Source organism: Pontibacter kalidii (genome assembly GCF_026278245.1).
GTDB lineage: Bacteria > Bacteroidota > Bacteroidia > Cytophagales > Hymenobacteraceae > Pontibacter > Pontibacter kalidii.
Genome location: NZ_CP111079.1, coordinates 1495510 through 1509503, shown reverse-complemented (window position 1 = coordinate 1509503; position 13994 = coordinate 1495510). Strand labels below are relative to the sequence as shown.

Below are 13994 nucleotides of genomic sequence, written 5' to 3'. Positions count from 1 at the left end.
CGGTTTCTATATCATACGTCATCTGTGCTGCAGGTAGTTCTTCCTGTGCCAATGGGAGGAAGTATAAACCTGCGTAGCTCACTGCAGTTGTATGTTCATGGGTATCAACACAGGTGATGTGGCACCCATCCCTTACGATTGATACATAAAACGTTATACCTCTAAACCTAGTAAAGAGGTGCAAACGCAATCTATCATGATCGACAAGATTCAAGGTGAAATATTTGAAAAGCTGATCTCCCAGACAAACAGAGTCGTTTTTTCTTATGATGTGGAGGCGGGTGCCATTACGTACCTGAACAAGGCATTCAGCTACGTTTGGCGGCGCACCCCGGAAAGCGTGTACAGCAACCCGGGTATTGTCTTCAACCTCGTTCATCCGGAGGACAGGGAATTCCTGGTGCAGGAATACCACGAACTGCTGCAGGGAATCATCAAGAATAACCTGGAGTTCAGAATCATACTTCCCGATAAATCCATAAAATGGCTACAGTTGTTCCCTGAGCTGCTGGTTTTAGCGGATGGCAAAAAGTATGTAGCCGGTTTTCTGGATGATGTTACGGTAGCCCGGGATAACATAGGTACCCTGGAGAAGTTTGGGGCCAAGAAAAATTCAATCCTGGAGATCCTGTCCCACGACCTGGCGGGTCCGCTGGCCAATATCCAGGCCCTGTCAGACGTGCTTGCGCAAAGTACAGGACAGTATCAGAATGCGGAGGTGAGCAAGGTGATCCGCATCATCCGGGAAAGCAGCGAGCGAAGCGTGCGCCTGATCCGTGACTTTGTGCAGCAGGAATTCCTGGAGTCCTCCCATTCCGGACTGCTCAAGAAAAGGATAAACCTCGTTTCCAAAGTAGACAACATCATCGAGCAGTACAAGGAAGGTGAGAAGCACATTCAGAAGGACATCCGGTTCACCTACTCGGGCACCAGGTTTTATGCCTTGATAGATGAAAACAAGTTTATGCAGGTCATCAACAACCTCTTCTCCAACGCCATTAAGTTTACCCCCGACAACGGCGTCATCTCCATCGACCTGAGCGAGAAAGAAGCCACTATACTGATAACGGTAAAGGATACCGGCATTGGCATCCCCGAACGCTACCATGGGGAGTTGTTCGATAAATTTACCAAGGCCAGGCGGGAAGGGCTACGGGGAGAACCATCCACAGGGCTGGGAATGTCTATCATCAAAACCATTGTGGGGTGGCACAACGGCCGCATCTGGTTTGAGAGCAAGGAAAATGTGGGAACTACCTTCTACATAGAACTACCGAAGGACTAAGCCGAAGGCTTCAGAGGCGTCCAATCCATGGATTTCCTGCCAGAGCTCCTGCATGCAGCTTTCGTTTGAAGGCCTGGTGCAGCTGCTCTCGAAGTCATTCACCATGCTGAAAACCTGCATGCAGCTTTCGTTTGAAGGCCTGGTGCAGCAGTATAAGCAAAAAAAAGAAGCACCACTTGCATGGTGCTTCTCCTGTTTAGGTATTGCTTGTACGTTAGATCGTGTCTGTTACCACTAGCAGGGCGTGAATGATACCCGGGAGCACGAACAGCAGCGTCAGGATAATGTTGATCCAGAACGAAGTGCCGATACCGTCGTGCAGGAACACAGCCAGCGGCGGAAGTATGATGGCAAGTATAATCTCCACTACCGAGGTGCGCGACCCGCCTTGGCGCATCATTTCCTTCACCTCCTTCTTCAGTTCCTTTTTCTCCGCTTTGGTCATGTCGGCCAGGCGCTCTTTGGCCATGGCCAGCGCCTCGGCTTCTGCTACGGTCATCTCGCGCTCTTCCAGTTTTACCTCTTCTTTGGCGGCAGGGGTCTCTACCACAGCTGCAGATTTGCGTGGGGCAACCGCAGGAGCTGGCTTGGTGGTGGCCTCCAGCACTGGCTCAGCGGCGGCGGCCTCTTTCTCCTCGGCAGCGGCAAGGGCAATCTCAGCAACAGACGGGGCCACGGGCTCCACCTCGGCAACCTCCGGAGCCGGGGCCGGCTTCTCTTTTACCGTGCTATAGGCCTCCGGCTTACCCGGTGAAAACTTATAGTATTCTGCTGAGCTACAGGAAAAGAGGAATTGCCCTAATGCCAGTACCACAACCAAATGGAGTAAATTCTTAATTCTCATAGTCTTTCTTTCAAGTTAAACATTTACGAAATGTGTATAATAGCCTCTTGTGCAGGAGCATGGAAGGTTGATCATACTTTAAATACTACAAATGAAGATATTTTGTTTTCCTTATACTGGATTTTCATCCTCCCTCCTCAGCTTTATACGCTGAGATTATACTTTTCAGGCTGCGCAGGATCGTTTGCTGCACCTGCTCCCACTGCCTGCCGCCCCTTTCCGGGAACTTCTGGTTTACCTCCAGCTCCACGCCCGCGTACTGCTCCTCCGTGAACCTGCGGCGCAGGTAAGTCGGGAAGCCATCGGCAATGCCAAGGTACGGATAGTTGAAACGCACCACAAGCTCCGGTCCCTGCTCCTTCAGCGCTTTTTTCCAGGAGCGGCAAAAATCGCGTTCGCGCCTGCGCCTCGGGTCGTAGAGCAAGCCGATGTCTGCCTGCCGCTCCTCCCCGTCCAGCACCGGGGTAAAGCTGTGCACCGAAATATGCAGCACCTGGTGCCCTACCATCGTCAGGTCTTCTATCAATTCCTCCACCCGCTCGCGGTAGGGTTGGTAGTGCTCCTTCAGAATCTGCTCCTTCTCTCGCTGAGGAAGGCCCCGGCTGATAGCTGAGAAGAGGCTTTTGTGGTGCGGGGAGCGGTTCAGTTCCACCAGCAGCCGCGAGGTGGTGGAGTGAAACGTTTTATCGGCTACTACTTTCAAGGTTTCCAGGAGTTGCAGCGCGCCCTTATCATATCCTCTGTGCGACTGCAGTAGCTCCTGCTCTGCGGTAAAAAGTCCTGCATAAGCCGGCGGGATATCGTTGCCGCCGTGCTCGCAGGTAATTAAAACTTTTAGCATGGTGTATCAGGTAAGAAAACGCTCCCTTTCTGCAGGCACTCCGCCAGCTGACGGTACACCTCCCGGATCTTTTCTTCTGAAGGCGCATCGCCTACAGCGTCCAGTATCCGCTTGGAAAGGTTGCCACGGGAAACAATAACATGTAAGGCATTGGCCACCTCCGGCTGGTCCTCCAACACCAGGACCTCCTGCACCAGGTGCTTCCAGAGCTCCCCAACAGTGCAGCTCTCCTGACATTCGAGGCCAAACAGGCGGATGTAACCCGGATCAGTCAGTATGGCTTCCTGGCCTTTGGCAATCACTTCTAAAAATATAGCGGAGAGCCGGTCCTCGTGCCAGGCTTTCAGGTCGTGCAGCGGCACCCAGCGTTCGGCTATGAGCGTCTGCAGCACCGTCACCACAGCCTGCAGCACCGCCATGTCCGCCACCGGGCACTCCTGTATATCCAGCAGGCGGATCTCAATCGTGTTGCGCCCGAAGCGGGCGATGGCGCCCCGCGAGTTGAGGAACTCCTCCTGCAACGTGCCCTCCGGGTCGTGCGGGGCCACCTCGCGGTACATGGGCTGCAGCACCTGCTCCTCGTAGTCAGCTTTCGTGAAGACAGCCTCCGGGATCACTTTGCCTGTGATGCGGGGCAACTTCCGCTGGTTCTGTCGGTATACTTCCAGCCGTGCGTCGGCCAGCCCTGTCACTGCGGCATCCAGGATAGGCGTGGAGGCGCTGAGCGCCGGCATGATAGGCAGCAGCACCCGGATAGCGGCATGCAGTTTTTCAAACTCGGCATCATCGTAAAAAGGCAGGTTCAGGTGCGTGCTTTGCAGGTTGGCCCAGCCATGGCCCCGACAGTCGAAGATACGGTTATAGGCTTCGTACACGGCATTGTGCTCGTGCGGCCACAGCTTGGTGTCGGTGTAGGGGTTCATGAGCGGGTGCGCACCGGTGGGCAGCAGCATAGCGTCATACTTCTCCAGCATCCGGTTTATCTTGTGCACGTGCGCCTGAAACTTCTCCTGCAGCCGCGCCAGGCTTTGCACGGGGCCCTGCGTCTTCAGTTCCACCACGTGCAGCACCAGCTCGTTGCTCCAGGCAATATCGCCGAATTCCACGTCCGATAGGTATTCGCCCACCTCGTCGTAAATCAGCTTATCCGTAATGGGCAGCACCTGCAGGCTGCCCTGCTGCACGATCATGTACTCCAGTTCCACCCCGAATCCCTCGAAGAGGTGCAGTGTCTTTTTGGTGCTATCCTTCGGTTCTGCCGTTTCCATTCTTGTGGTTGTCTATGCGTTGCTTTATTGATTTGATGATGGCGGTATAAAGCTCCTTTTTCAGGATCTTATCCTCTACCCCGGCATCTATACTAGGGTTGTCGTTCACCTCAATTACGTAGGCCTTGCCGTCTATCTCTTTCACATCCACACCGTAAAGCCCGTTCCCGATCAGGTTGGCCGCTTTCAGGGCCGTGTGCAGCACATGAAACGGCACCTGCTCAAAGGGGATCACCTCGCCGTCGCCCTCCTCGTCCTGCTTCTTGCCATTCCAGTTGTAGATCTGCCAGTGCCCTTTGGCCATGTAGTACTTGCAGGCATAAAGCGGCTGCTTGTCCAGCACCCCGATGCGCCAGTCGAAGTCGGTGGGCGTGTACTCCTGCCCTATGATCAACTCCGAGGTCTCCAGCATCTTGTTCAGTTCCTCCTTCAGCTCCTCTTTATTCTTGGCCTTCACCACGCCCTGCGAGAAGGAGCTGTCGGGCAGTTTGAGCACGCAGGGCAGCCCCAGCTCATCCTCTACCTGCTTGCGGTTATCCTTGTGGATGATCATGGTTTTTGGAATAGGAACTTTTGCCTTCGCCAGCAACTCGGCCAGGTATACCTTGTTGGTGCACCGCAGGATGGATACCGGGTCATCGATCACCACCAGCCCGTCGGCGAAGGCTTTTCGGGCAAAGCGATAGGTATGGTGGTTCACAGCCGTCGTCTCCCGGATAAAGAGCGCGTCGAACTCCGGCAGGCGGCGGTAATCGTCCTTGGTGATCAGCTCGGTGTAAAAGCCCATGCTATCGGCGGCGTCCACGAAGTGCTGAATGGCCCGCTCGTTCGATGGCGGCGCTTTTTCCTGTGGATCTATTAGTATAGCCAGATCATAGGCTTTGCGGTTGATGCGGGCACCGGAGAAACGCTGGCGCGCAAAGTAAGCCTTGGCGTAGCTCTTCAGGTATTTGCGGTGCTCCTCCTGCACCTCGTTGATCGGCACCTGCGAGATGCTCTGCAGCACCCAGTTATCCTTGTAGACAAACTGCGCCCGCAGCAGCGGCGCCTGGAAGTGGTCGTGTAGGGCCTTGCACAGCTTCTCATACTTCTGGGCCAGGTTCTGACCGAAGTAGATGCTCAGCGTAAAGCTATCGGAGCGCAGCCCGGAGAGGCTCTTTTGGATCAGGTCCTCCATCTCCACGGTAATGGCGCGCACAATGGTGGGGCTTTTCAGGTCCTGCATAGTGGTAACACTGGGGATGGGCTTGTGGCCCCGCGCCTCGGCCAGCAGCGACACGTAATACCCGGCGCTCTGGTAGCGGTGCGAGCGGCACAGGTTAAAGATGCGCGCGCTGCGAATATCGGTGTAAGTAGAACTGGTAAGGTAGGTCTGGGCATCGACTACCTCGGTATCTTCTATCGCCTCCTCCCAGTCCTTGGGATAGTCGACTATAATTATTTTTCGCATGATTTAATCTTCGAGGGGTTCATAGTGCGCGGGAAGTATAGCCAGCAGGTTAGCATCGTAGGTGGCCATACCCAGCATAATGGAGTTGACAAGGTGCGTACCCTTCACTTCGTAGTAGTTGTCTCCAAAGTAGGGGTTCTCCCGGTAAGGGTCTGCCACTACAATGCTTTTCTGGTCCTCCCCAAAGCCGCACAGCACCACAAAATGCCCCATCGGGTAACCCTGCACATCATCGTAAATAGAGTTTCCCTGTTCATCGGCGAACTCGCGGGCGCTTTGGTAGAGGTAAGTGGCGCTTAGTCCTGTGAGGAGCGGGATGTTTGCGTCGAAGTATCTTTTTAGCAACTGCTTGTTCAAGTCGCGGCAGCGCAGCTCGCCGCCCAGCCGCAGAAACTCGATGTAAGCCTGCGTGGCGCGGTGCAGCTTCGGGCTCTTTTTATACTTTAGCTGCTCCTCCAGTTTAAGTATGATTTCCTCGTTGCTCAGCCCGATCCAGGAGGGATCGAACACGAACATGTTGTAAGTATAAATGCGGACGCGGTATCCCCGCTTAAGCGCGTGGCAAGCCAGCAAAACTTCGAGCGTGCCCCCCTCGTCCAGCGAGGGCACCTCCTTTATGACATCGGCCAGTGAGATCGGATCTTTAAAGTAACGGTACACGGCGTGCAGGCTTGTGGGGCCGCAGGTGGAGTCGTCGGGTTGGGTGTGGATTTTTATCGGGATCACTTAAAAACTTCTGGCTTAAAAATGGCACAACAATGTGTCTTTTATACGCTGCAGCAACCATAAGTTTTTGAATATATTAAAGATAATACGTGTTAAAGCAAAGGTGCCCTGCTACAAAGACGCGGCCGAAAATTGGCATTCCCCGATAGATAGTTTATATTAAGGTGAAAATGCGTCTGATACTATGAGTTGGAGCTTCAGAATAGGCAACCGTAACCGTATTGCCCTTGCCTTGGGGATTGTATTCCTGATCATTTTACTGGCCAATTGGTTTGTGAGCTACAGCATGACCAAAGTGAGCGGGCAGTTTAAGTCCGTTTATGCCGACAGGCTGGTGCCGGCGCTGGATATCTCGGCGATGCAGGAGCGCTATTACCAGAACCGGCTGCTGCTGGAGGAGCACCTGCTGGCCACCTCGCCGGAGGAGGAGCAGCGCATTATGGCGGAAATAGAACGACACGAGGCCGAGCTGGACTCCCTGCTGCGCAAGTTCCAGGCCACCTACCTCACCACGCAGGAGAGCCAGGACCTGCAGGCTTACCTGGAGGCGGATAGAAACTATGCGAAGACCCAGCAAACCATTCTTGTAAAAAGCCACACCGGCGATAAAGCAGCGGCCATGGCCCTGTTTCGGCACGAGGGAATGGCGGCGTTCCAGAAGCTGCTGCAGCCCCTGCATGCACTCAGCCAGCTGCAGGAGCAGGTGGGCCAGGAGCTGTATGAAGACGCCGAACGCCAGATGAAAACGCTAAAGGTGCTCTCCTACCTTGTGATTGCACTGGCCGTTATACTTGCCTTACTGGTGGGCACACTGCTGCAGTCCTCCCGCAAACTCAACAACATAAAACCGCAGAAATACCACCTGAACTAAAAAGCAAGTGGCTGAGGGAATCTGTTAGGATTTCCTCAGCCACCGGCTTTACTCGTTTGGCATACTGCGCTAAAAGCCAGTATCCTATTCCTCAGTGAGCTTCTCGTAGGCCTGCTGCACGCGCGCAAAATTGAAGGCCTCTACCAGTTGCTGCATCTGCCCGGCTATCTGGTCGTTACACAAGTTGCCGATGCTGCCTTCGTGGGTATGGGTGGCCTCCGCCGGAGCCTCAAAAGTGCCGGCCTCGATCTGCTCGCCCACCGCTTTATAGGCATCCCGGAAAGGCATTCCCTGCAGCACCAGTTCGTTCACGGCATCCACGCTGAAGAGGTATTTATACTTCTCGTCCTGCAGGATATTGTCCCGCACCTGCAGCTGCTCGGCCATGTAGGCCATCATCTGCAGACAGCTCCTGAGCTCCTGGAAAGCCGGGAACAGGCTCTCCTTCAGCAGCTGCATCTCGCGGTGGTAGCCTGAGGGCAGGTTGATGAGCAACATGCTGATGTCGGTGGGCAGGGCCTGCAGCTTGTTGCATTTGCCGCGCAGCAGCTCGAACACGTCCGGGTTCTTTTTGTGCGGCATGATGCTGGAGCCGGTGGTCAGGTGGTCAGGGAGCGTAACAAAGCTGAAGTTCTGGCTCATGTACAGGCACAGGTCCATGCTCATGCGGGCCAGAGTGGCGGCCACGGCTGCCAGGGCTACCGCCACCGTGCGTTCGGTTTTGCCACGGCCCATCTGCGCGTACACCACGTTATAGTTCATACTTTCAAAGCCCAGCAGATCGGTGGTCAGTTGGCGGTTGAGCGGGAAGGAGGAGCCGTAGCCAGCCGCAGAGCCCAGCGGGTTTTTGTCGGCTATCTTATAAGCGGCCAGCAGCAGCTGCATGTCGTCCACCAAGCTCTCGGCATAGGCGCCAAACCACAGGCCAAAGGACGAGGGCATCGCCACCTGCAGGTGGGTGTAGCCCGGCAACAGCACGTGTTTATACTTCTCGCTCTGGGCCTGCAGCACCTCAAACAAAGCCTGTACCTCCTGCACCACCTCCTGTAGCTGGTGGCGGAAGTACAGCTTAAGGTCTACCAGCACCTGGTCGTTGCGTGAGCGGCCGCTGTGGATCTTTTTGCCCGCCTCACCCACTCTTCTGGTCAACTCCAGCTCTACCTGCGAGTGAATGTCCTCCACGCCGGTCTCAATGGCAAACTCACCTGCTTCTATACTTTTGTAAATGTTCTTCAGCTCTGCCTGCAGCACCTGTAGCTCCTCTGCCGTGAGCAGGCCGATACGTTGCAGCATCTGCGTGTGCGCCAGCGAGCCCAGCACATCGAAGCGCGCCAGCTCCATGTCCAGCTCCGCATCGCGGCCAACGGTAAATTTCTCTATCTCAGCGGCTACCGCCGTGTTTTTCTGCCAAAGCTTCATACTTTTCAATTTTGAATGCGTGATTGAGTGGATGAGTGAATTAATAAGTATTGGATGAATGATGAAAGAATAAAAGCTTTAAGTATGGCTTATTCAGATTATCTGCATCAATAATTATTCATTAATCACTCGTCATTAAGAAATTACTTTCTCCAGCAACTCGATGTAAAGATTTATACCTTCCTCTATCTCCTGAAGGTAAATAAATTCATCGGCCATGTGGGAACGGCCGGAGAAGCCCGGACCCATTTTGAGCGATGGAATCGGCAGCAGGGCCTGATCGGAGGTGGTGGGTGAGCCGTAGGTTTTGCGGCCCAATTGTATACCCGTTTGCACCAGTGGGTGCTCCATCGGAATGCTGGAAGGCTTGAGGCGCATGGAGCGCGGCTTTACCTCCGCTTTTACATTTTGCTGTATCGTTTCAAGCACTTCCTCCAGGGTGTAAGCGTCCGTCAGGCGCACGTCCACGGTAAAGGAGCAGGTGTCGGGCACCACGTTATGCTGCGTACCGGCCTGTACTACCGTTACGCTCATCTTTACCGGACCCAGGTGCTCCGATACCTCCGGGAACGTATAGCTCTGAAACCACTGAATATCCGGAAGCGCTGCGTAAATGGCGTTGATACCTTCCTCACGGGCGGCGTGCCCGGCTTTGCCCTGGGCAATGCAATCAAGTACCATCAGTCCTTTCTCGGCGACGGCCAGGTGCATTTCGGTGGGCTCTCCTACAATAGCTGCCTCCAGGGGACCAAGTTGCGCAAGTATGCTTTCGATGCCGTTTCGCCCGCTGATCTCCTCTTCTGCCGTGGCCGCCAGCGCTAGGTTATACGTTAAATCCTTACGGTTGTAGAAGTATAAAAACGCAGCTACTAGCGACACCAGACAGCCTCCGGCATCGTTACTGCCCAGGCCATAAAGCTTTCCATTCTCTATACTTGCCTCAAATGGATAGCGCGTGTAGCCGGCATTGGGCTTTACCGTATCGTGGTGCGAGTTGAGGAGCAGCGTGGGCAGCTCTGGGTTATAATATCGGTTAAAGGCCCAGACGTTGTTCTGCTCGCGGTGTACGTTCGCTACCCCATGCCTTTTCAGAAACTGCTCAATCAGAGCAGCCGTCTTGTCTTCTTCCCGGCTAAGAGAAGGGGTTTGAATCAATGATTTAAGAAGTTCTACAGCCTCGTTGTAGAGGTTTCCGTCAGTCATGCTTTGGTGTTGTAATTATTCGTTTTTATAAAGCTGCTCGGCTTTATGAGAGGATGTTTTAATGCCCTTGATCATGGCAGAGCTAAAGCCGTGGTGCTCCATTTCGTTGAGTCCGGCAATGGTGCATCCCTTCGGAGAAGTAACCTTGTCGATCTCGTTTTCGGGATGGCTCTGGAAATGAAGCAGCAAGGATGCTGCACCTTTTGCCGTTTGTGCTGCCATGCGCAGCGCATCCCCGGCATGGAAGCCGATTTCGGTGCCCCCCTGCGTTGCCGCGCGTATGGAGCGGAGGAAGAAAGCAATGCCGCAGGCACAAAGCGCGGTGGCAGAAGTCATCAGCTCCTCCTCTATCTCCACCGTCTCCCCAACGGCCTGGAAGATTTGCCGCACCAGCGCCTGATTCTCCTCTGTCGCCTGACTTCCGGCAATACAGGTCATCGACTCACGGATGGCAATGGCCGTGTTGGGCATGGCTCGGATCACCTGTACCTCTTTACCCACACGCTGCACAATATCGGCCACCTTCACCCCGGTCACAATGGAAACGAACAGGTGGCGCTGCGGATCAACTACAGCGGCAATAGCATCGAGCACACCGTTGAGCTGTTGCGGCAGGATGCTCAGTATGATGATATCGGCTGCCGCCACTGCCGCCTCGTTATGGCTGGTTACCTGGTAACCTTCCTGCGCCAGGCTTTCGAGTGAGCGAAGGTTGCGGCGGGTAAGAGTGATGTCGCTTGCCTGGTGCAGACCAGAGGCAACGATTCCCTTAGCCAGGGCCACACCCATGTTGCCGCCGCCTATGATGGCTATTTTCTTGCTTTCTGTCGATTTACTTGTCATTGCTGCTGTTTTAGAAAAGGGCACTTTGCCATAATAGCAATATAAGCAATTTTAGCATGCCATGTAGCAACCCGGCGTGACACAGCTAATTGAGCTACAGCGTAATCAATGTTCCTGCCTGTCCTCCTCCGGCTGCCATCTGCGCGATAGCTGCAGCGTCGCCAATCTGTACCGCGTGTACTCCCTGTGCCAGCGCGGCAAAGGCATTATCGAGTTTTGGTACCATACCGGCACTTACCACACCCTCTTCTTTCAGCGTTTTATACTTTTCAGCAGTGATGTGCGGAATAACAGACTCCTCATCCTCGGCATTCTGCAGCACGCCTTTTTTCTCGAAGCAGTACATCAGTTGTACTTTATACTTCGTCGCCAGTGCCGTAGCCAGCACAGAGGCAATGGTATCGGCGTTCGTGTTGAGCATATTGCCCTGGGTATCATGGGTGAGTGGGGCAAAGACAGGTGTAAGCCCTGCCTCTATCATGGCCTCCAGCGCGGGCACGTTTATACTTTCCGGGCCAGACACATCGCCTACAAAACCATAATCAATTGTTTTAACAGGCCGCTTTTGTGCCGGAATAATGTTGCCGTCAGCGCCGGTAAGGCCAATGGCGTTGCAGCCAAGTGCCTGCAGCTTGGCCACCACCTGCTTGTTCACCAAGCCGCCATACACCATCGTTACCAGCTCCAGCGTTTCGGCATCCGTAATGCGGCGTCCTTCCACCATTTTAGGCGTAATGCCCAGTCGCTGGCCAAAGGCAGAAGCAATTTTGCCACCGCCATGTACCAGCAGTTTTGGACCCGGCAAAGCGGCGAAGTCCGCCAGAAACAACTGCAGCCGCTCCGGGCTGTCCAGGATGTTGCCGCCTATCTTTACTATGATCATTATTATTGACAAAAGACTGTTTGACAAAGGACAAAGATGATAAAAGAAATTATGACAAAGGACAGCCATATAGGATTGACTGGTCTTTTGTCACAAACTCCTTTGTCTATTGTCTCTTATAAAGCTTCCAGCATGCGCTTGAGCACGGCCTGGGCCGCGAAGGTGCGGTTATTGGCCTGCTCGAGTACCAGCGAGTTTGGCCCGTCCAGAATCTCATCGCTCAGCTCCACGTTGCGGCGCACCGGCAGGCAGTGCATCACTTTGGCATTGTTGGTTGCCTGCAGCTTCTCGTTCGTCAGCATCCAGCCTTCGCCGTCCGTGAGCACCTGCCCATACTCAGAATAGCTCGACCAGTTCTTTACGTACACGAAATCGGCATCCTGCAGCGCCTCCTGTTGGTTGGTCGTCACAGTGGCGTTTTGGGTGAACTCCTCAGCCAGCTCATAGCCTTCCGGGTGCGTGATCACCAGGTCTACGTCGGCCTGCCCCATCCACTCGGCAAATGAGTTGGCCACGCACTGCGGGATTGGCTTGATATGCGGTGCCCAGCTCAGCACTACTTTCGGGCGCTTGCCGGCAGCGGCATTTTCTTTGATGGTCAGCAGGTCGGCCAGGCTTTGCAGTGGGTGGCGGGTGGCAGATTCTAAACTCACGATAGGCTTTTGGCTATACTTAATGAACTGCTGCAGTAGCTCTTCGTTATAGTCCTCATCGCGGTTCTGCAGTTTCGGGAAAGAGCGGATACCGATGATGTCGCAATACGCACCCATCACGGCGGCGGCTTCTTTGATGTGCTCCACCGTGGTGCCGTTCATCACGGCTCCCTCCCGCGTCTCCAGCGCCCAACCTTCCTTGTCCAGGTTCATCACGATCACATTCATGCCCAGGTTCTGGCCGGCTTTCTGCGTGCTCAGGCGCGTGCGCAGGCTTGGGTTCAGGAAAATAAGGCCCAGCGTCTTGTTCTCGCCGAGGACTTTATACTTGTAGGGGTTTTCTTTCAGGTGCTGCGCTTCCTCCACCAGCTGGTTCAGGTCGGCCACATCGTGCACAGAAGTATACTTTCTCATTAGATGGATTGTGGTTCGGTTTGATAAAGGATAGCCTCGAAAGCCTCCAGGAATTTCTCTACTTCGCGCAGGCCAATGCCCAGCGGAGGCAACAGGCGCAGCGTATTCTTATCAGACGAGGAGCCAGTGAAGATCTGGTATTCCTCCAGCAGCTGCTTGCGGATAGGGGCGCATGGCTTGTCGAGTTCCACACCGATCATAAGTCCCTGGCCGCGCACGTCTTTAACACCTGAAAACTGGCGCAGCTCGTTCATCAGGCGCTGCCCAATGTGTTGCGCGTTTTCCATCAGGTTCTCCTCCTTTATCACTTCCACTACGGCCAGGGCTGCGGCACAGGCCAGGTAATTGCCGCCAAACGTAGTGCCCAGCATCCCATGCTTGGCCTCAATTTCCGGGTGAATCAACACACCGGCCACCGGGAAGCCATTGCCCATTCCTTTGGCCATCGTGATCAGGTGCGGCTTGATATCCGCGTGTTGGTGGGCAAAGAACTTGCCCGAGCGTCCGTAGCCCGATTGCACCTCGTCCAGGATCAGCAGCGCGCCCACTTTCTCACAACCTGCCGCAAGCGCTTTGAGGAAGGCCGGCTCCGGCAGTTGCACGCCACCCACACCCTGTATACCCTCCACAATCACGGCGGCCAGTTCGGGGCCATGTTCCTGCAGAGCCGAACAGAAGGCCGAAATATCGTTCAGGGGTAGAAAAATGATGTTATCCGTCTTGTTGATCGGCGCCTGAATCTTGGCGTCGTCGGTGGCGGCCACGGCGGCAGAGGTACGGCCATGGAAAGCGCCTTTAAAAGAAATGACTTTTTTACGACCTGTCTGGAATGAGGCCAGCTTCAGGGCGTTCTCATTGGCCTCGGCACCTGAGTTGCACAGGAAAAGGCTGTAATCTTCGTAGCCGCTGAGTTGGCCCAGTTTCTCAGCCAACTCCTGTTGCATCGGTATCTGCACCGAGTTAGAATAAAAACCAATATCGTAGAGTTGGCGCGCGATGCGCTTTACATAGTGCGGATGGCTGTGACCGATGGAGATAACGGCATGACCGCCGTATAGGTCGAGGTAACGCGTGCCTTTGTCGTCCCAGACGTAGGCGCCTTGTGCCCGAACGGGCGTGATATCGAAGAGCGGATAAACATCAAATACGTTCATGCTGTGAAGTATGATTTAGAGGTAAGAGGTTAAACAATAAAGGAAATACTCGACGTACATATATTTAATTGTTGATGGTTGTATTGTTAAACTGTTGTTCAGGTCTATAAGCTGAATCGAATAACTAATAACGAGCAACG

Annotated in this window: 13 protein-coding genes; 2 read left to right on the top strand and 11 right to left on the bottom strand. The window is 54.2% G+C overall.

Annotation, left to right across the window (positions count from 1 at the left end; genetic code table 11):
- Positions 1 to 178: 178 nt before the first annotated feature.
- Entirely contained in the window at positions 179 to 1285 is a 1107-nt protein-coding gene (locus tag OH144_RS06460; RefSeq protein ID WP_266205484.1) for a PAS domain-containing sensor histidine kinase, read from the top strand.
- A gap of 214 nt (positions 1286 to 1499) precedes the next feature.
- Here OH144_RS06460 and OH144_RS21515 read toward each other — a convergent pair whose 3' ends face one another.
- From OH144_RS21515 to OH144_RS06435, 5 genes are all read right to left on the bottom strand, one after another.
- The gene (locus OH144_RS21515; RefSeq protein ID WP_323134780.1) at positions 1500 to 2129 is read right to left on the bottom strand and encodes a YqaE/Pmp3 family membrane protein; all 630 of its coding nucleotides are present in this window, start codon (positions 2127 to 2129) and stop codon (positions 1500 to 1502) included.
- A 124-nt stretch (positions 2130 to 2253) separates the two neighbouring features.
- Positions 2254 to 2970 carry an N-formylglutamate amidohydrolase gene (locus OH144_RS06450; RefSeq protein ID WP_266205483.1) on the bottom strand — a complete coding sequence of 239 codons (717 nt, stop codon included), beginning with the start codon at positions 2968 to 2970 and terminating at the stop codon, positions 2254 to 2256.
- A complete protein-coding gene (locus OH144_RS06445) occupies positions 2964 to 4238 on the bottom strand; it encodes a carboxylate-amine ligase (RefSeq protein ID WP_266205482.1) in 1275 nt (424 codons plus the stop codon). The genes OH144_RS06450 and OH144_RS06445 overlap by 7 nt, the downstream gene beginning before the upstream one ends.
- Complete coding sequence (locus OH144_RS06440) at positions 4213 to 5688, bottom strand: RimK family protein (protein WP_266205481.1); 1476 nt, start codon at positions 5686 to 5688, stop codon at positions 4213 to 4215. Before OH144_RS06440 ends, OH144_RS06445 begins: the two co-directional genes overlap by 26 nt.
- Before the next feature lie 3 nt (positions 5689 to 5691).
- A complete protein-coding gene (locus OH144_RS06435) occupies positions 5692 to 6414 on the bottom strand; it encodes a C39 family peptidase (RefSeq protein WP_266205480.1) in 723 nt (240 codons plus the stop codon).
- 184 nt (positions 6415 to 6598) lie between these two features.
- Here OH144_RS06435 and OH144_RS06430 point away from each other — a divergent pair, with 184 nt between their 5' ends.
- Complete coding sequence (locus OH144_RS06430) at positions 6599 to 7285, top strand: MCP four helix bundle domain-containing protein (protein WP_266205479.1); 687 nt, start codon at positions 6599 to 6601, stop codon at positions 7283 to 7285.
- Positions 7286 to 7369: 84 nt separating this feature from the next.
- On the opposite strand, the gene argH is transcribed toward OH144_RS06430, so the two are convergent.
- The 6 genes from argH to OH144_RS06400 all read right to left on the bottom strand — a co-directional run bounded on the left by argH (position 7370) and on the right by OH144_RS06400 (position 13854).
- Positions 7370 to 8704 (bottom strand): argininosuccinate lyase, encoded by a 1335-nt coding sequence (gene argH / locus OH144_RS06425; RefSeq protein WP_266205478.1) that lies wholly within the window; start codon positions 8702 to 8704, stop codon positions 7370 to 7372.
- Between the two features lie 135 nt (positions 8705 to 8839).
- Positions 8840 to 9907 carry a M20 family metallo-hydrolase gene (locus tag OH144_RS06420; protein WP_266205477.1) on the bottom strand — a complete coding sequence of 356 codons (1068 nt, stop codon included), beginning with the start codon at positions 9905 to 9907 and terminating at the stop codon, positions 8840 to 8842.
- Between the two features lie 15 nt (positions 9908 to 9922).
- Complete coding sequence (gene proC / locus OH144_RS06415) at positions 9923 to 10750, bottom strand: pyrroline-5-carboxylate reductase (RefSeq protein WP_266205476.1); 828 nt, start codon at positions 10748 to 10750, stop codon at positions 9923 to 9925.
- A 94-nt stretch (positions 10751 to 10844) separates the two neighbouring features.
- Positions 10845 to 11633, bottom strand: coding sequence for an acetylglutamate kinase (argB, locus tag OH144_RS06410; protein ID WP_266205475.1), 789 nt, complete (start codon positions 11631 to 11633; stop codon positions 10845 to 10847).
- Between the two features lie 116 nt (positions 11634 to 11749).
- Positions 11750 to 12700, bottom strand: a complete 951-nt coding sequence (locus OH144_RS06405) for an N-acetylornithine carbamoyltransferase (RefSeq protein WP_266205474.1) — start codon at positions 12698 to 12700, stop codon at positions 11750 to 11752.
- Positions 12700 to 13854, bottom strand: coding sequence for an aspartate aminotransferase family protein (locus tag OH144_RS06400; protein WP_266205473.1), 1155 nt, complete (start codon positions 13852 to 13854; stop codon positions 12700 to 12702). Before OH144_RS06400 ends, OH144_RS06405 begins: the two co-directional genes overlap by 1 nt.
- Between the last annotated feature and the right edge of the window lie 140 nt (positions 13855 to 13994).